The sequence below is a fragment of the Phenylobacterium sp. genome (genome assembly GCF_020402505.1).
In the GTDB taxonomy this organism is placed as follows: Bacteria; Pseudomonadota; Alphaproteobacteria; order Caulobacterales; family Caulobacteraceae; genus Phenylobacterium.
Genome location: NZ_JADBZL010000015.1, coordinates 14,830 through 37,990 on the forward strand (window position 1 = coordinate 14,830; position 23,161 = coordinate 37,990).

At 69.4% G+C, this 23,161-nt stretch carries 20 protein-coding genes; 9 read left to right on the plus strand and 11 right to left on the minus strand.

Features of this window, described 5'->3' with window-relative positions; translation table 11 throughout:
• Window positions 1-7: 7 nt before the first annotated feature.
• The 5 genes from IM632_RS00995 (at window position 8) to IM632_RS01015 (ending at window position 5,744) form a co-directional block, all read left to right on the plus strand.
• Window positions 8-616: a response regulator gene (locus tag IM632_RS00995; protein WP_296498198.1), complete on the plus strand. Its 609-nt coding sequence runs from the start codon at window positions 8-10 to the stop codon at window positions 614-616.
• The gene (locus IM632_RS01000; RefSeq protein WP_296498199.1) at window positions 613-1,086 is read left to right on the plus strand and encodes a chemotaxis protein CheE; all 474 of its coding nucleotides are present in this window, start codon (window positions 613-615) and stop codon (window positions 1,084-1,086) included. The genes IM632_RS00995 and IM632_RS01000 overlap by 4 nt, the downstream gene beginning before the upstream one ends.
• A gap of 203 nt (window positions 1,087-1,289) precedes the next feature.
• On the plus strand, window positions 1,290-1,892 hold the full coding sequence (locus IM632_RS01005) for a glutathione S-transferase family protein (protein WP_296479437.1): 603 nt from the start codon (window positions 1,290-1,292) through the stop codon (window positions 1,890-1,892).
• 218 nt (window positions 1,893-2,110) lie between these two features.
• A complete protein-coding gene (locus IM632_RS01010; protein WP_296479439.1) occupies window positions 2,111-3,076 on the plus strand; it encodes a hypothetical protein in 966 nt (321 codons plus the stop codon).
• 106 nt (window positions 3,077-3,182) lie between these two features.
• Entirely contained in the window at window positions 3,183-5,744 is a 2,562-nt protein-coding gene (locus IM632_RS01015; protein ID WP_296498201.1) for a cation-translocating P-type ATPase, read from the plus strand.
• A 91-nt stretch (window positions 5,745-5,835) separates the two neighbouring features.
• Here IM632_RS01015 and pyrC read toward each other — a convergent pair whose 3' ends face one another.
• Complete coding sequence (gene pyrC / locus IM632_RS01020; protein ID WP_296484372.1) at window positions 5,836-6,921, minus strand: dihydroorotase; 1,086 nt, start codon at window positions 6,919-6,921, stop codon at window positions 5,836-5,838.
• A 171-nt stretch (window positions 6,922-7,092) separates the two neighbouring features.
• Here pyrC and IM632_RS01025 point away from each other — a divergent pair, with 171 nt between their 5' ends.
• Window positions 7,093-7,809: a TVP38/TMEM64 family protein gene (locus tag IM632_RS01025; RefSeq protein ID WP_296484371.1), complete on the plus strand. Its 717-nt coding sequence runs from the start codon at window positions 7,093-7,095 to the stop codon at window positions 7,807-7,809.
• On the plus strand, window positions 7,806-9,224 hold the full coding sequence (locus IM632_RS01030) for an FAD-dependent oxidoreductase (RefSeq protein ID WP_296498204.1): 1,419 nt from the start codon (window positions 7,806-7,808) through the stop codon (window positions 9,222-9,224). The genes IM632_RS01025 and IM632_RS01030 overlap by 4 nt, the downstream gene beginning before the upstream one ends.
• Here IM632_RS01030 and IM632_RS01035 read toward each other — a convergent pair.
• The 4 genes from IM632_RS01035 to IM632_RS01050 are packed head-to-tail and all read right to left on the minus strand — an operon-like array spanning window position 9,201 to window position 13,095.
• A complete protein-coding gene (locus IM632_RS01035; RefSeq protein WP_296484367.1) occupies window positions 9,201-10,334 on the minus strand; it encodes an FAD-dependent oxidoreductase in 1,134 nt (377 codons plus the stop codon). The genes IM632_RS01030 and IM632_RS01035 overlap by 24 nt on opposite strands.
• A gap of 12 nt (window positions 10,335-10,346) precedes the next feature.
• Window positions 10,347-11,156: a DUF1499 domain-containing protein gene (locus IM632_RS01040; protein ID WP_296484364.1), complete on the minus strand. Its 810-nt coding sequence runs from the start codon at window positions 11,154-11,156 to the stop codon at window positions 10,347-10,349.
• A 50-nt stretch (window positions 11,157-11,206) separates the two neighbouring features.
• Window positions 11,207-11,809: a CDP-alcohol phosphatidyltransferase family protein gene (locus tag IM632_RS01045; RefSeq protein ID WP_296484358.1), complete on the minus strand. Its 603-nt coding sequence runs from the start codon at window positions 11,807-11,809 to the stop codon at window positions 11,207-11,209.
• Between the two features lie 5 nt (window positions 11,810-11,814).
• Complete coding sequence (locus IM632_RS01050) at window positions 11,815-13,095, minus strand: nucleoside transporter C-terminal domain-containing protein (protein ID WP_296484356.1); 1,281 nt, start codon at window positions 13,093-13,095, stop codon at window positions 11,815-11,817.
• Window positions 13,096-13,221: 126 nt separating this feature from the next.
• Here IM632_RS01050 and IM632_RS01055 point away from each other — a divergent pair, with 126 nt between their 5' ends.
• Complete coding sequence (locus tag IM632_RS01055; RefSeq protein ID WP_296484353.1) at window positions 13,222-14,097, plus strand: rhodanese-like domain-containing protein; 876 nt, start codon at window positions 13,222-13,224, stop codon at window positions 14,095-14,097.
• Between the two features lie 9 nt (window positions 14,098-14,106).
• Here the strand turns inward: IM632_RS01055 and IM632_RS01060 are convergent, their stop codons facing one another.
• Window positions 14,107-15,474 carry an alginate export family protein gene (locus tag IM632_RS01060; protein WP_296479568.1) on the minus strand — a complete coding sequence of 456 codons (1,368 nt, stop codon included), beginning with the start codon at window positions 15,472-15,474 and terminating at the stop codon, window positions 14,107-14,109.
• A gap of 216 nt (window positions 15,475-15,690) precedes the next feature.
• Between IM632_RS01060 and IM632_RS01065 the strand changes: the two genes are divergently transcribed.
• A complete protein-coding gene (locus tag IM632_RS01065; RefSeq protein WP_296479569.1) occupies window positions 15,691-16,536 on the plus strand; it encodes an SPFH domain-containing protein in 846 nt (281 codons plus the stop codon).
• Here the strand turns inward: IM632_RS01065 and IM632_RS01070 are convergent.
• The 5 genes from IM632_RS01070 to IM632_RS01090 form a co-directional block, all read right to left on the minus strand.
• On the minus strand, window positions 16,511-17,569 hold the full coding sequence (locus IM632_RS01070; protein ID WP_296479570.1) for an ABC transporter ATP-binding protein: 1,059 nt from the start codon (window positions 17,567-17,569) through the stop codon (window positions 16,511-16,513). The two genes, IM632_RS01065 and IM632_RS01070, sit on opposite strands and share 26 nt — an antisense overlap.
• Window positions 17,566-19,080: an iron ABC transporter permease gene (locus IM632_RS01075; RefSeq protein WP_296479571.1), complete on the minus strand. Its 1,515-nt coding sequence runs from the start codon at window positions 19,078-19,080 to the stop codon at window positions 17,566-17,568. Before IM632_RS01075 ends, IM632_RS01070 begins: the two co-directional genes overlap by 4 nt.
• Before the next feature lie 71 nt (window positions 19,081-19,151).
• Window positions 19,152-20,177, minus strand: a complete 1,026-nt coding sequence (locus IM632_RS01080) for an extracellular solute-binding protein (protein ID WP_296479572.1) — start codon at window positions 20,175-20,177, stop codon at window positions 19,152-19,154.
• 151 nt (window positions 20,178-20,328) lie between these two features.
• The gene (locus IM632_RS01085) at window positions 20,329-21,867 is read right to left on the minus strand and encodes an FAD-binding domain-containing protein (protein ID WP_296479573.1); all 1,539 of its coding nucleotides are present in this window, start codon (window positions 21,865-21,867) and stop codon (window positions 20,329-20,331) included.
• Window positions 21,864-23,063: an FAD-binding domain-containing protein gene (locus tag IM632_RS01090; RefSeq protein ID WP_296479574.1), complete on the minus strand. Its 1,200-nt coding sequence runs from the start codon at window positions 23,061-23,063 to the stop codon at window positions 21,864-21,866. The genes IM632_RS01085 and IM632_RS01090 overlap by 4 nt, the downstream gene beginning before the upstream one ends.
• Between the last annotated feature and the right edge of the window lie 98 nt (window positions 23,064-23,161).

Sequence of the window (23,161 nt, forward strand, 5' to 3'; positions counted from 1 at the left end):
TGAAGAGATGGCCAGCTTGAGGCGTATGCTGGATGGGGACAAGCTCAAGCTTGAGGGCATCCATTTCCTGCTGGTCGACGACAATCCCCATGCGCTCGATATCATGGCTCAGGTTGTCCTGGGTTTCGGCGTCCGCAACATGACCAAGGTGGACGGCGCCGCCGCCGCCCGTCATGCGATCCTGCGAGGCGGGATTGATATCGTTCTGACGGATGGCCAGATGCCGGGAGAGAACGGCTATCAGTTGACGGAGTGGATACGTCGGGAGGCGCCAGAGTCAGCCCGCTACGTGCCGATCGTGATCATCACAGGGCATACGCCGCAATCCGATGTGACCCTGGGCCGCGACCTCGGGGCCAACTTCACGATCGCAAAGCCCCTGGTGCCCCGGGTGCTGCTTCAGCGCCTCTTCTGGCTCAGCCATGAGGATCGACAGTTTGTTCAGTCAGACGCTTACATGGGTCCAGATCGCCGATTCAGGAGGCTCGGACCCCCTGTCGGCACCGAAGGTCGTCGTAGCGGAGACCTCAAGGGTGAGGTAGGGGAAGCCAGTCAGCCAAATCTCAGCCAGGCGGAGATCGATGCGCTGATGAAGCCAGCAAAGGTGGTCCTGTGAGCGGTGTCACTTTCATTCGAGTGCCTAACAAGCTGGCTCAGCTTACGCGCGGCAAGGGCGGAATCGCCGTCGGTGAGGCGGTCAAGCGGGCGAACGCAGCACTTGAGGGCCTGAAGGACGCCAGTGTCTCTATCATTGACGAGCAGCTTGCCGAGATCGATCGCCTGTTCGGGCCCGGCAATCCGGATCGCGCCGGGCTCAGCCTGGAAGTTCTTTACGATCAAGCGTCAAAGATCATAGACGCGGGCGGGGGGCTCCCGGGCTCCGGGCTGGAGGAGTGTGCCCGTGCGGTGTGCGACCTGGTCTCCCGAAGCCGGGCTCACAATACATGCGACTGGGACGCGATCGATGTGCATATCGCCACCCTGAAGGTGTTGCGCGCTCAGGGCCAGAGTCTGACCGCTGCGCAGCGCAGAACCGTGCTCAAGGGCCTTAGCGATGTCACAGCCAAGCGTGCGGGTGACGGCTGATCCGCCGCAGGATCGATCAGCGTCCGACATGGACCTGCAGGGCCGCCGCCATCAGACCGCGCCGGAAAGCGATCACGACCCATGCCAACGCCTTGACCCTGCATGCCCTGGCGCGCCAGGCGAGCTTGGAGGCTGCGAAGGCTTTACATTGTACGATACCTTCTCCAAAGTGAGGTTGCGTCCTGCAGACAAGGGGGGATTCAATGAAGGTCTATTTCGCTCCGAGCTCCCGCGCCGTGCGCACGGTCTGGCTCCTCGAGGAGATCGGCCTGCCCTATGAGCTGGAGCGCTTTACCCTCGGGCAGAGGGAGATGCGGAGCCCGGAATACACCCGCATCAATCCGAACGGCCGGGTTCCGACCCTGGTGGATGGCGACACGACGATCTCGGAGAGCACCGCCATCGCCCAATACCTCGGCGCCAAGTACGCCCCGCACCTGATCCGCGGGCCCGACCGTCCGGACTTCGCCCTCTACCTCCAGTGGCTGCACTACGCCGAGGGCATGATCATGCCGCCGATCAACAACTACGTGGTCGAGACGATCCTGCTCCCCCCTGAGCGCCGCAACCCGGAAATGGCGGCGCGGGCCCTGAAAGTGCTGAATCGCACCCTTGAGGCCGCCGAGGCCCATATGGATGGTCGCGAGTACATTGCTGGCGACTTCACCGTGGCTGACACCATCACCGGGCACGCCGTCATCATGTCCAGGCGTCTCGGCGCGGACTTCGGCAATCTTTCGAACCTCGGCGCCTACGCCGACCGGCTGGAGGCGCGACCGGCCTTCAGGGCCGCCGAAGCCGCCTGAGCGGCCCGGCCGCCGTCGGGTCGTTAGCCTCCAAGAACCTCCAGGTTCCGCTCGGTTCCGGGGCGTCCACCCGCCAAGTCGCAGCCACCGGGGTCGGTTCCCGACTGTCCCAGCATCGGGGGCGGTTGTAGGGTGTCCGCCTCTGCGTGCGGAGGCTAACCTCCTCCCGGGGAAACGACTGCCCGGCCGACACGCTGGCGGCCGGGGGAGGAACGGAAATGGGGACATCAGGCCTTGTGAACTCTGTGCTCGGGCCGATCTCCGGCGACCAGCTCGGCTTCACCCTCATGCACGAGCACGTCATGGTCGCCGCCAGCGGCCTCTACGACGCCTATCCCGACCTCCTCGGCCAGGAGCGGGAGGCCCGCGCCATCGCCGCCCTGTCGGAGGCCAAGGCCGCGGGGATCGACACCATCCTGGACGCCACCACCTTCGACCTCGGACGTAACGCCGAGCTGCTGGTTGCGGCCTCGAAGGGTTCGGGGGTCAACATCATCAACGTCACCGGCTGGTGGCTGGACGTGCCCCGCTTCCTCACCGGCGTCGGGCCCAACCAGATGGCCCGGGAGTTCGTCCGCGACATCGAGGAGGGCTTCCGCGGCACGGGGGTCAAGGCCGGCATGCTGAAGTGCGCGGCGGACTTCGAGGGGGTCACCCCGCCCCTGGAGACCATGGCCCGGGCCGTGGCCCGCGCCCACCGGGAGACCGGGGCGCCGATCATGGTGCACTCCTTCCCGACCGGCCAGGTCGCCCGGCGCCAGATCGCCATCTTCAGGGAGGAGGGCGTCGACCTCACCCGGGTGAAGATCGACCACTCCAACGACACCACCGACACCGAATACCTGACCTGGATCCTCGACCAGGGCTGCTATCTGGGCCTCGACCGTTATCCGGGCCGGCATGTCAGCCCGCACATGCGCACGGTGACCCTGAAGCGGCTGATGGACGCCGGCTGGGGACACCGGCTCTGCCCCTCCCACGACTGCATCTGCCTGCATGTCCACAACGAGCTGCCCGACGGCTCCATGCCCGACGCCCACGCCTTCACCAAGTCCAACCCTGACCAGTACCTCTACATGCACCGCCACGTGATCCCCGACCTCAGGGCCATGGGCGCCACCGAGGCCGACATCCGCATGCTGTTCGTGGACAATCCCCGCCGCTTCCTGACCGGCGCGGAGTAGAGCGGGTACAAGCCCGACCACACGCCCCCGCGCGACATAGATCAAGGACCACAGCCTCCATCAGGGTCAATCTCCACCCTCCCTCCGCCAGAGCCCGCCCATCCCCGTGAGTATCGCCCCACCAGGCCAGGACGCCCCGCTAACCCCCGCCGGCCTCACGGACTCCGAAGCGACCGAGCGCCTTCGCAAGGAGGGCTTTAACGCGCTTCCGAGGGACGGCCGGCGGACCCTTCCCCGCATCCTGGCCGACGTCCTGCGCGAGCCCATGTTGGCCCTCCTGCTCGGGGCCGGCGGGGTCTACATGGCGCTGGGGGACCTCAAGGAAGCCCTTGTCCTGGTCGCCTTCGCCGGACTCTCGGTCGTCATCACCGTCGTCCAGGAGACGCGCACCGAGCGGGCTCTGGAGGCCCTGCGCGACCTCACCAGCCCCCGGGCCCTGGTCATCCGGGGCGGGGTGCGCCGGCGCATCGCCGGGCGAGAGGTGGTCCGGGGCGACCTAGTGGTCCTGAACGAGGGCGACCGGGTGCCCGCCGACGGCTGGGTGGCGGAGGGCCAGGGGCTTCAGCTGGACGAGTCCCTCCTGACCGGCGAATCCGTCCCTGTGGGTAAGGTTGCCTGTGGTCCCTCCGGCCCCGGAGCGCAGGCCCGGCCCGGGGGCGACGGCCTGCCCTTCGTCTATGCCGGCGCCCTGGTGGTGCGCGGCACTGGCCTCTGCGTCGTCACCGCCACGGGTCCGTCCAGCGAGATTGGCCGGATCGGGCGGGTGCTCTCCACCCTCGAGACCGAGGCGCCCCGGCTCCAGCTCCAGACGCGGCGCCTAGTCCTTGGTTTCGCCGCCGCAGGCCTCGCCGCCAGCCTTCTGGCGACCCTGCTCTACGGTCTCCTGCGGGGCGGCTGGCTCGAGGCGGCCCTGGCCGGGATCGCCCTGGGCATGTCCATGCTGCCCGAGGAGTTTCCCCTCGTTCTGACGATCTTCCTGGCCATGGGCGCCATGCGCATGTCCCGGGCGAGGGTGCTGACCCGCCGGGCGGCGGCCATCGAGACCCTGGGGGCGGCGACCACCCTGTGCACCGACAAGACGGGTACCCTGACCGAGAACCGCATGCGGATCGAGGCCCTGCGCCTCGCCGACGGACGCCTGGCGCGGCGCGGGGAGGGCGGGGACTTCCCCCTGGCGGCCGGCTTCCGGGAACTTGCTGAACTGGGCGTCCTGGCCAGCGCGCCCGAGCCGGTGGATCCGATGGAGGTCGCCTTCCATCAGTTGGCCGGCCCGCAGGCGCGCCACAACGGCGGTCGCTCGCTGGTCCGGCACTATCTACTCGACCCCCTCCTCCTGGCCATGACCCAGGTCTGGGACAATGATCCGGCGGCGGGCGACCGCCTTGTCGCCGCCAAGGGCGCACCGGAGGCCATCGCCGGGCTGTGCGGCCTGTCGTCGGCGGAGAGGGCCGGACTCAAGGCCGCTGTGGACGCTCTGGCCGGAGAGGGTCTTAGGGTGCTCGGCGTGGCAGAGGCTCGGTGGCCCGCAGGGGCGCTACCAGACTCCCAGAGGGACTTTCCCTTCGTCTTCCGCGGCCTGGTGGGCCTGGCCGATCCCCTCCGGGCGTCGGTTCCGGAGGCCGTCCGCCAGTGCCGGGAGGCCGGCATCCGGGTCATCATGATCACCGGCGACTATCCCCAGACCGCAATGGCCATCGCCCGCCAGGCGGGCATCGATTCAGAGGACCTGCTCACCGGCGAGGACATGGCGGCTCTGGACGACGCCGGGCTGAAACAGCGGATTCGCACCGTCGGCGTGTGCGCCCGTATCATGCCCGAGCAGAAACTGCGGCTTGTGGAGGCCCTCAAAACCGCCGGCGAGGTCGTGGCCATGACCGGTGACGGGGTGAACGACGCCCCCTCCCTGAAGGCCGCACATATCGGCGTCGCCATGGGTGGCCGCGGCGCGGACGTGGCCCGGGAGGCCTCATCCCTCGTTCTGCTCGACGACGACTTCGGCTCCATGGTCCGAGCGATCCGGATGGGACGGCGGATCTACGACAACCTGCGCAAGGCCATGGGCTTCATCGTCGCCGCCCATATCCCGATCGCCGGTCTCGCCCTCCTGCCCCTGCTGACGGGCATGCCCATCCTGCTGGGTCCGTTTCACATCGCTTTTCTTGAGATGATCATCGACCCGGTTTGCGCCCTGGCCTTCGAGGCCGAGTCCGAGGAGGGCGACGCCATGAAGCGCAAACCGCGCCCGCCCAAGGCAACTCTGTTCTCGCCGGCCCTGGTGGTGTGGTCGGTGGTCCAGGGCGGTGTTGTCCTGGGGGTGACGGGGGGGCTGACCCTCTGGCTCTGGAGCCAGGGCGCCGGTGAGGGGCAACTGCGCGCCGCCGCCTTCCTGTCCCTGGTTCTCGGCATCCTGGCGCTCATCCTGGTCAATCGCCGGTTCAGCGCCTCGGTAGCAGCGGCCATGCGGGGGCCTAACCTGGCTCTCGGCGTCGTCCTGGCGGTGGTGGCGCCTATCCTGGCGGCGACGCAGTTCCTGCCCCCGGTCGCGGGACTGTTCGGCTTCGCCCGCCTTGACGGCGGTGAGGCGGCCGCGGTCCTCGTCCTGGCGCTCGCCGTACTGCTGGGGCTGGAGCGACTCAAGCCCCTTTGGGCGGCCCGCCTGGCGGCCTAGGGCCTCGCGTCCGGGTGGAGCGCCCCTGTGGGACCTGGGGAAGCCCGGCTGCGGCGGTTTCGTGACGGGAGGGCGCCCGGAACGGGGCCGCTCAGGCCCCGCCGACGAGGCTCCAGCGCAGATCCTCCCCGGCATGGAAGGGCACCACTTCCGCCGACGCCAGGTGCAGCATCTCCGGAACGGGCGCGGGCCGCCGCTCCAGGATCACCGAACCCGTGTTCAGGGGCAGGCCATAGAACCGTGGACCGTTCTCGGAAGCGAAGGCCTCCAGGCGATCCAGGGCGCCTTCGTCCTCGAACACGGTCGCATAGCTCTCCAACGCGAAGGGCGCGTTGAAGATGCCCGCGCAGCCGCAGGAGGATTCCTTGTCGCCGACCGGGTGCGGGGCGGAGTCGGTGCCCAGGAAGAACTTGGTCGACCCGGACGTCGCCGCCCTGCGCAGGGCGAGCCGGTGCGGCTCGCGCTTGGCGATGGGCAGGCAGTAGAAGTGGGGCCGGATGCCACCCTCGAACATGGCGTTGCGATTGATGGCCAGGTGGTGCGGGGTGATGGTCGCCGCGATGTTCGGTCCCGAGGCCTCGACGAAGGCGACGGCGTCCGCCGTCGTGATGTGCTCGAACACCACCTTCAGGGCCGGGAAGTCGGCGATCAGGCCCTTGAGGACCCGTTCTATGAACACCGCTTCCCGGTCGAAGATATCGACCTCGTGGTCGGTGACCTCGCCATGGATCAGCAGCGGCATGCCGATCCTCTGCATCGCTTCCAGCACCCGATGGATGTGGCGCACGTCTGTGACGCCCGCTGCGGAGTTGGTGGTGGCGTGCGCCGGATAGAGCTTGCAGGCTGTGAAGACGCCCTCGGCGAAGCCCCGCTCCACCTCGCCCGGGTCCATCCCGTCGGTCAGGTAGCAGGTCATCAGGGGGGTGAAGTCGAGGCCGGGCTCCACCGCCGCCAGTATGCGCTCTCGGTAGGCTCGACCGGCTGCGACCGTGGTCACGGGCGGCTTGAGGTTCGGCATCACGATCGCCCGGGCGAACTGTCGGGCCGTATAATTGACCACCGAGGCCAGCATGGCGTGGTCGCGCAGGTGCACATGCCAGTCGTCCGGCCGGCGCAGGGTCAGGCGTTCGACGGCGGCCCCCGTGCGGCCGGAAAGGGTAGCGGTCTCAGACGGCATGGACAGGACTCTCCGAAGCATTCCCCCGACCGGCATGATGGACCAGAGGCCGGCCCAGACCCAGCAGAATTGACGTCCCCGGGGCGCCGCATACCCCCCGGCGGCACAAGGCCATGGATCGTTTCCGTCGTCGCCGGTAAGACGGAGCGTCCAAGCCGCATCGGAGACCGGATGGCTCGCCCCAAACGCTTCCTGCCCCTGCTCCTGCTGCTGGCGGGAGCGGTCGCCATCTTCGCCAGTGGCGCCGGCCAGTACCTCAACCTGGACGCCCTCCAGGCGCATGAGGCCGGACTTCGGGCCTTCGTCGCCCGGCAGTTGCCGCTGGCGCTCCTCGCCTTCATCGCGGTCTACGCCCTGGCCACCGCCGTCAGCCTGCCCGGCGGGACGATCCTGACCCTGGCCGGCGGATTCCTGTTCGGGACCTGGATGGGCGGCGCGGCCACCGTGGTGGGCGCCACCCTCGGCTCCATCCTCGTCTTCTATGCGGTGAAGACCTCCTTCGGGGCGGCCCTCAGGGAGCGCGCCGAGGCCTCGGGCGGGCGGCTGAAGGCGGTGATCGACGGCGTCCAGGAGGGCGCCTTCGGCTACATCCTGACTCTGCGCCTCATCCCCCTCGCGCCCTTCTGGCTGGTCAACGTGGCCGCCGCCCTGGCCCACGCTCCCCTGCGCGCCTACGCCCTGGCGACCTTCCTGGGCATCATGCCGGCGACCTTCATCTACAGCGGGATCGGCGCCGGGATCGGCGAGATCCTCTCGCGTGGCGGGACCCCTGACCTTGGGGTGATCTTCTCGCCCAAGGTCTTCCTGCCCCTCCTGGCCCTCGGTCTCCTGACCCTCGGCGCCACCGTCTTCCAGCGCCTCCGGGCCCGCTCGGGAAAGCCCCTGTGACCCAGACGATCCAGGCGGACATCGCCATCATCGGCGCCGGTTCCGGCGGGCTCTCCGTGGCCGCAGGCGCCGCCCAGCTGGGCCTGAAGGTCGTCCTCTTCGAGAAGGGCGAGATGGGGGGCGACTGCCTCAACTATGGCTGCGTCCCGTCCAAGGCCCTGATCGCCGCCGCCTCCGCCGCCCACGCAGCGCGCACCGGCGCCGCCCTCGGCGTCACCGCCGGTCCGGTCGAGGTCGACTTCGCCCGGGTCATAGCCCACGTCCACGAGACCATCCGCACCATCGCCCCGGTGGACAGCCAGGAGCGGTTCGAGGGCCTGGGCGTGCAGGTGGTGCGCGAGGCCGCGCGCTTCGTGGACCGCCGGACCGTCGCCAGCGACAGTATCCGGGTCGCCGCCCGGAAGTTCGTCATCGCCACCGGCTCCCGCGCCTCCGTTCCCCCCATCCCGGGCCTGGACGCCACGCCCTACCTGACCAACGAGACCGTCTTCGAGCTCAAGGCCCTGCCGGAGCGCCTGATCGTCCTGGGCGGCGGTCCCATCGGCGTTGAGCTGGGCCAGGCCTTCCGCCGGCTGGGCTCGGAGGTCGTGGTGGTCGAGGCCGGGGACATCCTTGGCCGCGAGGACCCCGAAGCTGCGGCGGTCGTGCGTCGCCAGCTGCTCGCCGACGGGGTCGAGCTCCTAGAGGGGCACACCGTGCTCCGGGTCGAGCCGGGCCCCGTCCTGGTCACAAGGTCAGGGGACCAAGAGGTCCGGGTCTCCGGTTCGCACCTCCTCGTCGCCGTGGGCCGGACCCCCTCCCTGGAGGGGCTGAACCTCGACGTGGCCGGGATCGCCCATGACCGGCAGGGTGTGCGCACCGACCGCTCCCTCCTCACCACCAACCGCCGGGTCTTCGCTATCGGCGACGCTGCTGGTCGGGGCCAGTTCACCCACCTCGCCGGCGCCCATGCTTCGCTCGTCGTCCGGCGGGCCCTCTTCGCCCTGCCGGTCAACGCCGACGCCCTGCAGGTGCCGCGCGTGACCTATTGCGACCCCGAGGTCGCGGCGATCGGCCTTGGCGAGGAAGATGCGCGCCGGCGCCACGGGGCCGACGTCCGTATCCAGGTCTTCGAGTTCGCTGAGAACGATCGGGCCCAGGCGGAAGGCGATGTCCGCGGCTTCGGCAAGCTGGTCACCACGAGCCGCGGCAAGGTCCTTGGGGTGACCCTTGTGGGCCGCCACGCAGGCGATCACATCCACCTCTGGTCCCTGGCCCTCACGACGGGTCTCAAGCTGAGCCAGCTCACGGGAATGATCGCCCCCTATCCGACCCGCGGCGAAATCAACAAGCGCCTGGCGGGCCAGTTCTACACGCCCGCCCTGTTCTCCGACCGCACCCGGCGGCTGGTCTCAATCCTGAAGCACTTCGCCTGAGGCCCGCCTCAGGCGGTCGACAAAGCCGTGGTCTATCCTGCGCTTGAGAGCCAGGGCGCCTCGACCCAGGCTCCAGGCCCCGCCGCGGAAGGCCAGACCCGTCCCGTCTCCGAGGTCCAGGATGGAGAGCCAGGTCTTCTGAGGCGCATAGCGCCGTGGGGCGCGGCCATCGCCCAGGGATAGCAGGTTGTCTAACAGCACCGGTGCGGCGCGGACCCCGAACACCCCGGCCGGCGGCCTTGGCGCCTCGCGGATCACGGCGCAGTCGCCAGCCCCGAAGATGGTCGGATCCGCGATCGACTGAAGGGTCGGCGCGATCTCAAGCCGACCCTCTTGCGACACCGGAAGGCCGAGGTCGCGGATCTCCTGGGGCCCCTCCAGCCCTGTGGCGAGGACAAGGGCGTCGCAGGACAGGGTCCGGCCGTCCGCCAGGCGGCAATGCCCGGGCCCCCGGGCGACGACTTCGCCCATGAGGATCTCCGCGCCGCGCCGGCGCAGCTTTTCGAGGGTCCTCTCGAGCGCGCGCGGGGGCGCCCAGGTCGGGGTCGACCGGCAGATCAGATGAACGAACGGGCGCGCACCGCTCCGTTCAATCAGCCCGGCAAGGGCGGCGGCGACCTCGAAACCGGTAGGTCCGCCGCCCGCCACGACCACTCCTGGACTCTGACCCTGCATCCGAAGATGCGCCTGTACCCTGTCGCGAAGGTCAAGCAGGCGCGCCAGAGGCTTGACCGGCCAGACCGCGTCGAGATCCGCGAGACCGTGGGGGTCGAGGGTCCGGCTTCCGATATTGAGGGACAGGGCGTCGTAGGCCAGCATGCGGCCGTCGGAGAGATGCAGCCGCCGGTTCGATCGGTCTGCGCCGGTCACCTCGGCAGCGAAATGGGTCACCCCGGCCCGGGCGGCCAGGGCGGCGACATCGACCCTCATTCTCTGCGGCTCCAGGGCGCCGGAGAGAACGCCTGTCGCCATCCCGGAATACGAAAACAGGCCGGGCGCCGCGAGCACCGGCTCCACCCCGGCCGCCCGCAGGAGGCTGGCCTTCTGCAGGACAGACAGATGGGCGTGGCCCGCTCCCGCCAGGACCAGACGCACGGGCCTTCGGCGCACGCCTGGAGCGCTTCAGTCGGCGGCCATCCGCGCCTTGAGACCCGCGAGGAAGGCCTCGATGCGCTTGGCGTTGGCGCCAAGATCGCTCAGTCCCACTCGGGAGGTGGAGCGGACGTCCACGATGGATCCGCCCGTCGGCGAGGGACGCACCCGGATCGCCACGTCATCCTCGAAGCCGAACCAGAAGGTCTCGGCCGTCGCTTCAATCACGCCGGCGGCCGGATCGGTGGTGACAAGGGTCCAGCCCTGAGCCTTCGCCTCCTCGACAGCCGCGGCGGCGACTTTGGAGGGCTCCGCCGGAAGGCTCAGCGGACGAAGGTCCGGATAGGCCCCGCGCCCCACCTCGCCCAGCGTCTTGGCGGAGATCGACGAGAACTGGGGCCCTTTGTAGGCCTCCAGGCTTCCCATCGGCGCGCTCATCGAGTTGACCGGGTTGGCGTCCACCGCCGCGCGGGCCGCCATCACGGCTGCTGAAAAGGCCGGAGGGTCAGCGATATCGGTGGTCACGTCATGGATCGGGGGCACATCCCCCGAGCCTTGCCGCAGGGCTCCCGCATAACCCAGTCCGAGCAGAGGGATGAGAAGGCCCACCAGGGCCATCTTCCAGCCGGTGCGCGGCGTGCGGACGAGGCTGGCCACCAGGGCGACCAGGCCGAGGATAAGGCTCAGGCCGAACAGGGGCAGTCCGACCTGCAGGATCAGGGTCAGAAGGCCGACGCGCCAGGACCAGAGGTCGAACTTCACCCCGAGGGCGGCGACCATGAAGTAGAAGGGCAGCAACAGCGACAGGGCCATCGACGCCTGGGCCAGCTTAAGTCTCATCGGAGCCTCCTTCTCGCACCGGCCAGGGCCGCCGGCTGGGTCTCGCCCGCTTATCGAAACACACGCGCGGCGATCACGCTACGCTGGATCACGGTGAGAATACACAGGGCGGCGAACACCGAGGCGATGATCGGGAATCCTGCGGGCCACAGACACATCAGGACGAAGGCGAGGAGGGTCTCAGCACCTTCGGCCAGACCGGTGCTGTAGAAGAAGCTCTTCAGCCCGTGGGCCTGTGTTTCCAGGCCCCGCTTGGCCGCCAGCGTCGCATAGGCCAGGAAGCTCACCGCCGTCAGGGTGAAGGAGGCCGTCAGCAAGAGGGCGAAAGGCAGGTTGGCCGGCGCGGCGAAGCCGAAGCCCAGAGGAATGGCGAGATAGAAGACGTAGTCGCAGACGATGTCGAGGTAACCTCCGAGGTCCGTCGTCCCGCGATGGCGTGCGACGGCGCCGTCAAGCCCGTCAAGGAGGCGGCTGGCGAGGATCAGGGCGAGCCCCGCAAGCGGATGTCCGAGCCCGATCGCAAGGCCCGCCAGCGCCCCGCAGGCGGCGCCGGCCGCCGAGACCTGGTTGGCGCTGACCCCGCGGCGCGCAAGGGCCGCGCCCATCCGGTTCAGCGCGGGATCGATGAGCGGGCGGAGGCGGGCGTCGAACATGCGGCTCAGAAAACCCCGGAGACGAGACCGATCACCGCTCCCGTCATCGCCGAGGCCATGTTGCCGGCGATCCAGGACTTGATCCCGAGGGCCGCCGCCTCCGCGCGCCGGGAAGGCGCCAGGGCGCCGATCGTGGACACCAGCAGGCCGACGCTGGCGAGGTTCGCAACTCCGCACAGGGCGTAGGTGACGATCAGCTGGCTTCGCGGGTCGAGGGTTCCGGCCGGCAGGGCCGCGAGGTCCAGATAGGCGACATATTCGTTCAGGATGGTCTTTGTCCCCATCAGGGCGCCAGCCTGGGGCGCCTGGTCCCAGGGTACGCCGAGCGTCCACATCAGGGGTGCGAACAGCCAGCCGAAGATCCGGCGCAGGGTCAGGGCCTCACCCTGGACGGCGGGCGCCAGGGCCAGGGCCTGGTCCACCAGCGAAACCAGCGCGAAGATCACGATGATCATGCCGATCACCGCCAGGAACAGCTGTATCCCGTCCAGGGTGCCCCGCACGATGGCGTCGATTCCGCCTTCATAGCGCAGCCCCGGCTCTTCCTCCGAAGTCTCGGTCCGCCCCTCTCCCGGAACCATGAGGCGGGCGACCAGCACGGCGGCGGGCAGGGAGATCAGGGAGGCCGAGATCATGTGGCCGACTGCGTCCGGAACGGTCCGAGACAGGGTCTGGGCGTACAGGATCAGGATGGCGCCGGAGATGGTCGACATCGCCAGGGTCATGACGGCGAAGAGTTCGGAACGGCTCATCCTCTCGAAGTAGGCGCGAACCACCAGCGGCGACTCCACGACCCCGAGGAACAGGTTGGCCCCTCCGCTCAGGCCCACCACCCCGCTGACGCCCAGCGTCCTTCGCAGCGCCCACGACAGGCCGCGAACGATCCAGGAGAGGACGCCCCAGTGCCAGAGAAGGGCGGCCAGCGCCGAGTAGACGATGATGAGCGGCAGGATCTGGAACGCGATGATGACGGGCGTGGAGGCGCCTTCCTGAAGCTGGAAGGGGGCCGGGGCCCCGCCCGTGTATCCGAACATGTAGCTGGAGCCGACCAGGGTGGCCTTCTCGATGGCGGCCACGGCGTGGTTCGCCAGACCGATCACCGACCAGACCACAGGCACCCTGACCACCACCGCGGCGATCAGGACCTGAAGCACCAGGGCGCCGAGAATCCACCGCGTGCGGGGGCGGGCTCCGCGGTTCTCCGACAGGGCCCAGGCTCCCAGGGTGATGAGGACGAGGCCGATAAGGCCCTGCAGCTGCTGGAGGACTTCCGTGACCACCGACATGCCGACCCTCCCGCGCCCCGTCCTGACTGCATACGCCCGACCTGCGCCCTTCGGGAACCGGAATCCTCGGCGGGCTTGATCTTCCCGCACTGGGGCGGGAGGGTTCGATGCGAATGGACAGGGAGGATGACCATGGCGGATTGGGACGGACGGGGTCTGGTATCGACGGCGTGGCTGGCTGACCACCTGGACGATCCCGGAGTACGGATCTTCGACGCCACGGTGCACCTGCGGCCCGCCCAGCCGGGCCCCTACCGGGTGGAGAGCGGGCGGGCGGACTACGAGGCGGGACACATCCCGGGCGCAGCCTTCGTCGACCTGGCGCGGGACCTGTCCGACGCCTCCGCCGCCCTCGGCTTCACGCGGCTGAAGGGCGGGGCCCTGGCGGCGGCCCTCGGCGCAGCCGGGCTGGACCCGGCCCTGAGGATCGTCTGCTACAGCACCTCGACCCCGATGTGGGCTACCCGGCTCTGGTGGATCCTGCGGGCTGCCTGCTTTCCCGACGTCGCGGTCCTTGACGGCGGGTTCGCCCGCTGGTCGGCGGAGGGCCGCCCGGTCGAGTCCGGGTGGAGGACCTATCCTCCCGCTCGCGTCCGGGTCACGGAAAGGCCGGATGCGTGGGCCGACCGCGACGACGTCCTGGCCGCCATCGGCGACGGCGGAATCTGCACTCTCAACGCCCTGCCCGCCGGGGTCCATACCGGCGAGGCGGATGTCAGCTATGGCCGCAAGGGACACATCAAGGGCAGCCGGAACGTGCCCTACGCCGCCCTGCTGGATGCGGACGGCCTGTATCGCAGCGATGAGGACCTGCGCGTCCTTTTTGGCGCCGTCGGGGCGCTGGAGAGCCCCCGCGTCATCGTCTATTGCGGCGGCGGCATCTCGGCGACCATGGATGCCCTGGCGCTGGTCAGGCTCGGGCGCCCCTCCGTCGCAGTCTACGACGGCTCCATGTCGGAATGGACCCGCGACCCGGACCTGCCGATGGAGACCGGCGCCTGATCCCCTGCGTCAGAAACTGGCCGTGAGGGCCAGGGAGACATAGTGGGTGTCGCCCGAAGGATTGGCGTTCGGCGCTCCATCCAGAAGGCCACCCTTGTGCAGGACGGCTGCGTTCAGCTCCGCCCGGAGGGAGTCGGGCGCGATCCAGTAACGGATCCGACCCTCCACCTGGTAACCCGCGAACCGTCCCGAGGCGCCGGAAGGGTCACGGACTCCCGTCGTCGAGAAGCTGTCGGTGGCGCTGGCGGCCCAGAGCGCCCGGGCGCTCGCAAAGACGTCGAGCCGCCTCGAGGGGGTCGCCTCAAGCCGGAGGCCCAGGGTCTCCAGGTTGGTCCTGCCCAGGGCGGCGTAAATGCCGGCGGGCGCGAGGTCCGCGCGCCGCATCCCGTAGAGGGTGTCGAAACGGGAATACCGGCCGCCGGGGCTGTCGCCGGTCGCCCGGTCGTACTCCGCGGACAGTCTGGGCCGCCAGGGGTGGGAGAACGTGTAGCCGGCGTCGGCGTGCAGGAACCAGGCCTCTACGTCCAGCCTCGGCGCGTTGGCCTGCAGTCCCGCACTGACGGCGCCCGTCTGGCGGATCAGCTCAGCCTCGTAGTCGAGGCGACCGGGTCTGGGATCTGTCATCAGGCGGGCCGACAGTGATTGAAGGTCCCGGTCGCGGGTGGGGCGGTCGCTGCGGTCGCTTTCACGGAACGCGACATAGCCCACCTCCGCCAAGCCCCCGCCGCCGGGAAGGGGGCGGCTCAGATACCCGCCGAAGAGCTGCTGAGACCCGTCCTGCCGATCCAGCTGGAACCGGTTGTCCTCCAGGTCGCCCCGGGCCTCGGGCCGCCGCTGCTGGGGCAGGGTGTAGAAGACGGTGGCGGCGGTGCGGTCAGCGAGGCGCAGATCCACGCGCACGCCGGAATAGCCATTTGTCGTGTTCCGGTAGTCGTCTGCGGCGACCAGCCGGCGGGATCCGAGGTTGAGGGTGAACCGGCCGGCCTGGAGCGTCAGCTTGCTGCGATCGCCAAAGGGCTTTTCGATGTCGGCGGCCAGGTAGAGTTGCACCGGCTCCAGGGTGTTGACCTCGCCTGTCGTGAGCACGCCGCCCGGACCGGCGCCGTAGACGCGGCTGTCGTAGACTTCCCCGGCGATCCTGAAGGGGCCCGGGTTCCACTCGGCGAAGAGGGTGGACCTCAGGCTCCACAGATCGTCCCGCGGCGCCAGTCCCGGTCGAAACTGGCCGTCGAGGGCTTCGTAACGGACCCGGATCGAGCCGTTGACCCTGAAAGAGTCCTTGGGGTCCCCACCGCGCGTCGGCGACTGGGCCAGCGCCGGCTCCTCGCAGGCGATGACGAGCCCCCCGGCGACGGCGATCAGGCGAAGTCGGCTCATGGCGGAGGGTTCAGGTGACGGACCCCAAGAGTGTGGGGTCAAGGTCTTGGTAGCAGGGCCGGCGCCTGCCGAAAAGCACGGCCAGCGGCCCCTGAACCTACCTAATGGCCGCTTCGATGGCGATCCTCGGGGCGGCGTAACTTGACGTGGCCGCCTGCGACCCACATGTACGTCCCCGGGGGAAGCTGATGGGGTACGAAAATTCCTAACGTTCTTTTGATCCGCCGGCTCTCCGGCGTCCTTGCAGCCCTGGCCCTTGTGCTGGTCGTCGTCATCGCCGCGGGCAAGACCGTGGAGCCCGGGAATGTCGGGGTGAAAATCCGGACCCTTGGGCCGAGTGCGGGCGTCGATCCCCAACCCCTGCCATCCGGGTGGCATTTCCGTGGCCTTGGCGAACGGATCGTCGAGTTTCCGGTGATCCAGCGGACGTACAGCTATACCCGTGAGCCCGACGAGCGCGGTCCCCAGAATGAGGAGATCGCCTTCGCCGACAACACCGGCCTGCCCATGACCGCTGACGTGGCCATCACCCTGCAGGTCACCCGCAGCTCGGCGCCGAAGCTTTATGAGACCTATCGCCTGACCTTCGACCAGCTGCTTGATGGGCCGATCCGCAATGACGTGCGTTCGGCCATCGCCGCCGAGGCGGAAAAGGTCAATGTCGAGGCTCTCTACTCCGGCGGACGGCAGGTGGTTATCCAGCGCGCCCTCGCCCGGGTCTCCAACAAGTGGTCCCGGTTCGGCGTGGTGGTCAGCCAGCTCGACTGGATCGGCACGATCCGGTATCCCGACGTCATCCTGCAGGCCATCCAGGCGAAGACCCGGACCGACCAGGAAACCCTGACGGCCCGTTCCCAGGTCGCCAAGGCCCAGGCCCAGGCTGAGGCGCGGATCGCCGCTGCGCGCGGTGAGGCGGAGTCCATCCGGATCATCAACCAGGCCCTGGCCGCGAACCCGCGCTATGTCGACCTCAAGGCGGTCGAGAAGTGGGACGGCAAGCTGCCTCAGGTGACCGGAGCGGCCGGAGCGCCCTTCATCAACCTGAGGGAAGACGCCCGCTGACGGTGCGCTCGCCGTCCTGATTGAACAGGACGGCGTCGCCGGGCCGGAAGCCTACGCAAACGGTCGCACCCGGCTCAGGCGGGTCCATTCGCCATGTCAATGGGACCCGGACTCCGCCCAGGTCCAAGGTCAGCCGGTGGCCATCCCCCTGGAATCGCCGGCCCAGGACCGTGGCGGGGACGCCGCCTTCTGCGGGGACCAGGGCCTCTGGGCGCAGGCCGAGCTGGGCGGGTCCGTCCGCCAAACCTGGGGCGCTTAGGTTTCCCAGCGGGGTCTCGATCCGCCCTGACGCCACCTCCCCCGGGACTACGACCAATTCTCCCAGGAGCCGGGCGGCGATGAGGCTGACTGGCCGCCGGTAGACATCTTCAGGAGGGCCAGCCTGCAGGATTCGTCCCTCCGACATGAGGATCAGGTCATCGGCGATGGCCATGGCTTCCTCCGGATCGTGGGTGACCACCAGAACGGTTGTCCCCAGGCGCCTGAGGTCCTCCAGGAGCGCACCCCGAACGGACTCCCTGAGAACGCCATCCAGGCCCGAGAAGGGCTCGTCCAGCAGGAGCAGGGACGGCGTTCGCGCCAGGGCCCTGGCGATGGCCACCCTCTGCTGTTCGCCGCCGGAGAGACTGTGCGGCCACTCCGACGCCAGCCGCCGGATCTGGAACTGGTCCAGTAGGCGGAGTACTTTCTGTGTCCGTTCGGCGCGCGACAGGCCGGTCAGGCCGAAGCCGACGTTCGCCTGGACGTCGAGGTGCGGAAAGAGAGCATTGTCCTGAAAGACCAGGCCGATCCCCCGGTCCTCGGGCGGCAGGGCGCCGGCCGGCGAGGCGACGACCCGGTCCCCGATGTGGATTTCCCCGAGGTCCGGGGACTCCAGCCCGGCGATCATGCGCAGGAGCGTGCTCTTGCCGCAGCCGGAGGGGCCCAGCAGGCAGGCGATCCGGCCTGGAAACAGCTTCAGGCTGGCGGCGTCGACCACCGTACGGGCGCCGAACCGCCGGGAGACCTGGCGCAGCTCGAGCAGCGGAGTCATGGACCTGTCTCCCGACCGACTGGCGACGAGATCCTGCCGGTCAGCCAGATCACTGCGGGAAGGGACAGGACAAGGATCATCAGGGACGGAAGGCCAGCCTGGCCGAGCCTTTCGTCCAGGGCGTAGTTACTGGCGATCACGGCCAGGGTGTCGAAGTTGAAGGGACGCAGGATCAGGGTCGCCGGGAGTTCCTTGAGGATGTCCACCATCACGATCAGCCCCGCCGTCAGCAGTGAACCGGCGGCGAGGGGAAGCCGGACCGCAAGCGCGCTGGCGATTTCACTCCGTCCCAGAGTCCGCGCCGCCTGGCTCAATGACGGGCTGACCCGGGCGAGCCCGGCGTCGATGGGCTCCAGGGCCGCCGCCATGAGGCGCGCCGCATAGGCCAGGATCAGCAGGGTCAGGGCTAGCGCTGCGCCTGAACCGGGGAACAGACTCCAGATCACACCCGCTGGCGCCAGGAGGCCGATCGCCATTACCGCGCCTGGGGTGGCGTAGCCGAGGCTGGCCAGCCGGACTGCGAGGGGACGGCGCTCGGCGCCCAGCGCCAGCAGGGTGGCCAGCATCACCGTGAACAGCGCACCGGCTGCGGCCAGGCCGAAGCTGTTTCGAGCGGCGGTCGCAAGCCGACCCCAGTCCGGGATCTGGCCCGGGAGGTTGGCGAGGAGCCAACCCGCCGGGACCAGAAGACCGGAGCACAGCAGGAGAAGACAAAAGGCGGCCGCAGCCACGCCCGCCGTCCGACCGAGGGGCGTCGCCTCCGGGCCACGCCAGCGGGTCTTGCCGGTCTCGTGGGTCCGTCCCCGGCGTCCCGCCCGCTCAATCCAGAGCAGCACGGCCGCCGCCGCCAGAAGCGGCAGGGCGAAGCGCGCGGCGCTGGCCGTCGACCCAAAGACGGACCAGGCGCGGACGACGCCGGTGGTGAGGGTCTGGACGCTGAGGAAATGCACGGCGCCATAGTCCGCGAGGGTCTCCATGACGGCCAGAGCCATGCCTGCGCCCAGGGCTGGACGCGTCAGGGGCAGGGCGACCCTGAAAAAGGCCGCGGCTCCCCGGGATCCGAGCATCCTCGCTGCGTCCAGGGTTGCTCCAGGAAGGTTCAGAAAGGCGGCGCGCATGGCGAGGAAGACGTACGGGTAGAAGGCTGCTGACAGCACGAAGATGGCGCCGCCCAGGCTGCGGATCTCGAACGGAAGGTCGTGTCCGGTCATGTCCCGCAGGGCGCCGCGGAGCGGGCCGGCGACGTCCAGGAGGTCGGCGTATCCATAGGCGACGGCGAAGGCGGGCATGGCCAGAGGAAGCGCCAGGGCCCAGGTGAACAAGGCCCGCCCCGGAAACCGGTGCATCACCACCAGCCAGGCGGCGAGTGTCCCGGTGATACCCGTGATCACGCCGACAGACAGGGCGAGGAAGGCCGATGTTGTCGCATAGCGCAGGACATCGCGCAGAGGAAAGCTGGCCGCTCCGTCCCCCATGGCCGCCGACACCACCCCCAGGAGCGGCGCGAACACCACCGCCGCAGCGCCGGCGGCCAGTATGCCTAGGACGGGAGGCCCCGGGCCCCGGATAGGTGGGAGGGGCGTCAGCGCCAGCCCGCCGCACTCATCACCGCCTGGGCCTCGGGCTGGCGGCGGGCAAAGGCGGCGGCGCCCATGGGGTGGGCTGCAAAACCCGCATAGGCCTTGACGGACTCAGGCGCCTCAAGGTCCGGCGAGACCGGGAACTCCGAGTTGTTGGCGGCGATGTGGGTCTGGGCCGCCGCCGAGGTCAGAAACTCCATGAGGCGAAGGGCGTTTTCGCGGTTCGGCGCGTGCTGCGCCATCCCCAGCCCGGCGATGTTCATATGGGTTCCCTTGCCGTCCAGGCTGGGGAAGGCCAGCTTGACCTTCTCGGTGACGGGCCGGTCCGCTGCGTCCTCTCCGGTCGCCATGCGAAGGTAGTAATAGCTGTTGGTGATCGCGACCTCGCAGACCCCTGCGGCGACGGCGCGGATCTGGTCTCGGTCTCCGCCCTCGGGTGGGCGGGCCATGTTGGCGACCACGCCGCGAGCCCAGGCCTCGGCCCTCTGCGGGCCCCAGGCCTCAATCAGGGCGCCGACCAGCGAGAGATTGTAGATGCTGTCGGACGAGCGGACGCAGAGCTTGCCCCGGAATCTCGGGCTGGCCAGCTCTGCGTAGTCGTCGACGTCTTCGGGCTTCACCTTTGCGGCGTCATAGGCGACCACCCGGGCTCGCCGCGAGAAACCATACCAGGCGCCATCCGGATCCCGGAAACTGGCCGGAACCCGGGACTCCAGCGCGGCCGACTTCACCGGCTGGAAGAGGCCCGCCTGCTGTGCGCGCCAGAGCGCGCCGGCATCGGCGGCGATGAGGACATCAGCGGGGCTGTTGGCGCCCTCCGCCCTCATGCGCGCGATAAGCTCATCGGCCTTTCCCTCGATCCTGTTGACCTTGACGCCGGTTTCCCGGGTGAACTGTTCATAGAGCGCCAGGTCGCTGTCGTAATGCCGGGCCGTGTAGACGTTCACCACCTTCTCCGCGGGGGAAGGGGCGGAGCAGGCCGCAAGGCCCAGGAAGGCGACGGTCAGAAGCGGCAGGGTGATTTTCATGGATCGGGACTCTCGGCTGACAGCGGCCCGCAGCAGGCAGGCTATACTGAGAAGCATTCGCAGTTCAGAAGCACGATGGAACCGAGGGCGTCAAGTGCGGGGCGGGGTCCAAGGGGTGGAGGTCCTCGCTTCGACAAGCCGCAGACTCCGCCTACCCGAAATCCAGCGACAGCTGGACGTTGTCGGCGGACCTGACTCGGGTCCGCCGGCCACCTTCTGCCCTGGGCATGCCGGTCTTGCGGCTGCCATGCTTGTTGACGATGGCCCTGGCTGCGCCCTTGTGGCTGCGATCCCGGCGAAGGGCGTGAAGGGTTTCCCGGGCCGCCCGCATCGCTCCGGCGTTGTCGACAATCGGCGGAGGATAGGCGAGGCCCGCCGCACCTTCCCAGCGCCAGGGCTCGTGGATGAACGCGTCGGGGACGGTCGCCAGCTCCGGGATCCAGGCCCGCACAAACGCCCCTTCCGGATCCTGGTCGTGGCCCTGCTTCACGGGGTTGTAGATCCTGAGCGTGTTGATGCCCGTCGTGCCCGATTGCATCTGCACCTGCGGCCAGTGGATCCCCGGCTCGTAGTCCACGAACTTCCGCGCCAGGTGAAGGCCGCTGTCCCGCCAGGGAAGCCAGAGGTGGTAGCTGGCGAAGGACATCAGCATGGCGCGCATGCGGAAGTTGATCCAGCCATGGGCATCCAGCGCGCGCATGCAGGCGTCGAGGAAGGGATAGCCCGTGCGGCCCTGTCGCCAGGCCTCGAGCCGGTCCGGGTCGGAGACGTCCGGGCGGACGCCGTCGTAGGCCCGGTGCAGGTTCTCGAACTCGATCCGGGGTTCGTCCTCCAGCTTCTGCATGAAGTGGCAGTGCCAGTGCTGACGGCCCGAGAAGGATGACAGGGACCCTCGCCAGCGGCCCGCGTCGGGCGCCGAAGAGGTCCTCAGCTCGCGCTGGCGCGCCCAGGTGGCCTGGGCGACCTCCCGCATGGAGACCGTGCCCCAGGCCAGGTGCGGGGAGAGTCGGGAGCTGGACGCGAAGGCCGTGAGGGGGCTGGACATCTCCTTGCGGTAGTCGCCGCCCCTGCGGGAAAGAAAGCTCTCCAGGACCCGCAGGCCCTCTGTCCGCCCTCCTGGCTGGCGATGCGGGCAGGGGTCCGGGTCGAGCCCGAGGTCCTGTCCGGACGGCAGCCGATAGGGCCAGTCCCCGCCGAGGGGCACAAGTTCCCTGGGCGGCGGCGTCAGCGGCTGGGACATGTCGCGGTCCCAGGCCTGCGCCCAGCCATTCCGGGACTTCAGGCGGCGGATCACGCCGAACTGGCGTTCCTCACGCCAGGGGATCTCCGCCGCCTTTGCCCAGGCGCCCACGGCGAGGTCCCGTGCGTAGGTCCAGCCGTTGCCAGTCTCCTCGTGACTCCAAAGGGCGCCGATGCCGAAACGCTGGTGGATCCGGCCCAGCACCTCCACCGCCTCGCCGACCTCGACGCAGAGGGGCTGGCCCAGCCGGGCAAGGGAGCCGGCCAATTCGCCCAGACACTCCGACGCAAACGCCCACTGCCTGCCGGAAGCGTCCGGCTGCGCCCAGAGCCCAGGCTCGATGATGTAAAGGGGCAGCACCGGCCCGGCCCGGGCCGCAAGGGCCAGAGGGCGGTGGTCCTCGACGCGCAGGTCGCGCTTGAACCAGACCACCTGCAGGGGCGGGGTCACCGGCGCGCCTCCACGCCCAGCAGCCCGGGGATGTGCTTGCGAAAGGCGAAGAAGCCGGCCTTGGCATGCGGCCAGAAGCGGGAGTCCCAGTCCCGGCGAATCTGAACGAGGCGCAGGCCTTCGGCCTCAAGGCCCGGGACCAGCTGGGCCAGCGCCTCCGCGGTCGGTCCTACAGGCGCGTAGGGGGTGACGATCGTCCGGACTCCCGCCGCCCGGGCCGCCGAGGTCAGGTGGCCGGCGTCCAGAGCCGGCAGATTGGTCACGGGGCCTTCCACCCGCCCGGCGAGCCGGTCAGCAGCGTCGGTGGCGGCGCCGGCCGTGAACCGCCGAGCGGCCTCACCGAAGGACAGGCGCGGGTCCGCCGTGACGGCCGCCGCAGCCATCGCCGCTGGGTCGATCCATCCCTGGTCCGGGCTCAGGTCCTCGGGCGTCGCCAGAAGCAGGAACGGCCCGGTGGGCGGCGATCCCGCCGCCTCTGGCAGGTCCGCCGCAGGTCCAGAGGGAGGCTCCGTGAGGGCGTGCGCCTCCGTCGCGAGGCCGGAGGGGGCGAAGCGCCCGGCCGTGAAGCGGGCGATATTCTCCCGGGTCGCCAGGTAGGTCTTGCCCGGGGTCTGGAGGCCCGCCACCCAGCGCCAGGACAGGGTGTTGCTGGCGGGGTCCGCGTCGACCAGGCGGCGCAGGAAGAAATCTGCGCCGAGGGCCCAGGGCAGGCGGAGGGTGAAGATCCAGATCGAAGCGAACCACATGCGTGCGTGGTTGTGCAGGTAGCCTTTCTGGGTGAGTTCGCGGGCCCAGTCGTCGAAGCCCTCCACCCCCGTCCGGCCCGCCTCAGCGTCCGCCAGGGCGCGCGGGTCGGCCAGACCGTCCCGCTGGCGGTCCCTTGTCTCAAGGAAACGCAGCCAGACCCAAGGCCGCATTTCCAGCCAGCCCTTCCAGTAGGTGCGCCAGAGCACCTCCTGGACGAATTTTTCGGAGGCGGCGGGGTCGTGGCGCGCAAGAACTCTGTCGATCACCTCAGCCTCGGTGATCACCCTGTGCCGCAGGTAGGGCGAAAGCCGCGATACCGCGCTTCCCGCTTCGGGCCCGGGATCGAAGTTCCGGCCCTCGGCATAGGCGCGTCCAGCCACTGGAACAAAGCGGGCGAGACTCTCCAGAGCGGCCTCCCGCGTCGGCGCAAACTTCCCGGGATCTGGCACGACCCTGCTCCAGGCTTCCGGAAACGCAGAACCGCCTGCGCGCCCGCATCGCTGCTCATATGTTCCACCGGATCCGCCAGGGGAAGGGCTGGGCTCAG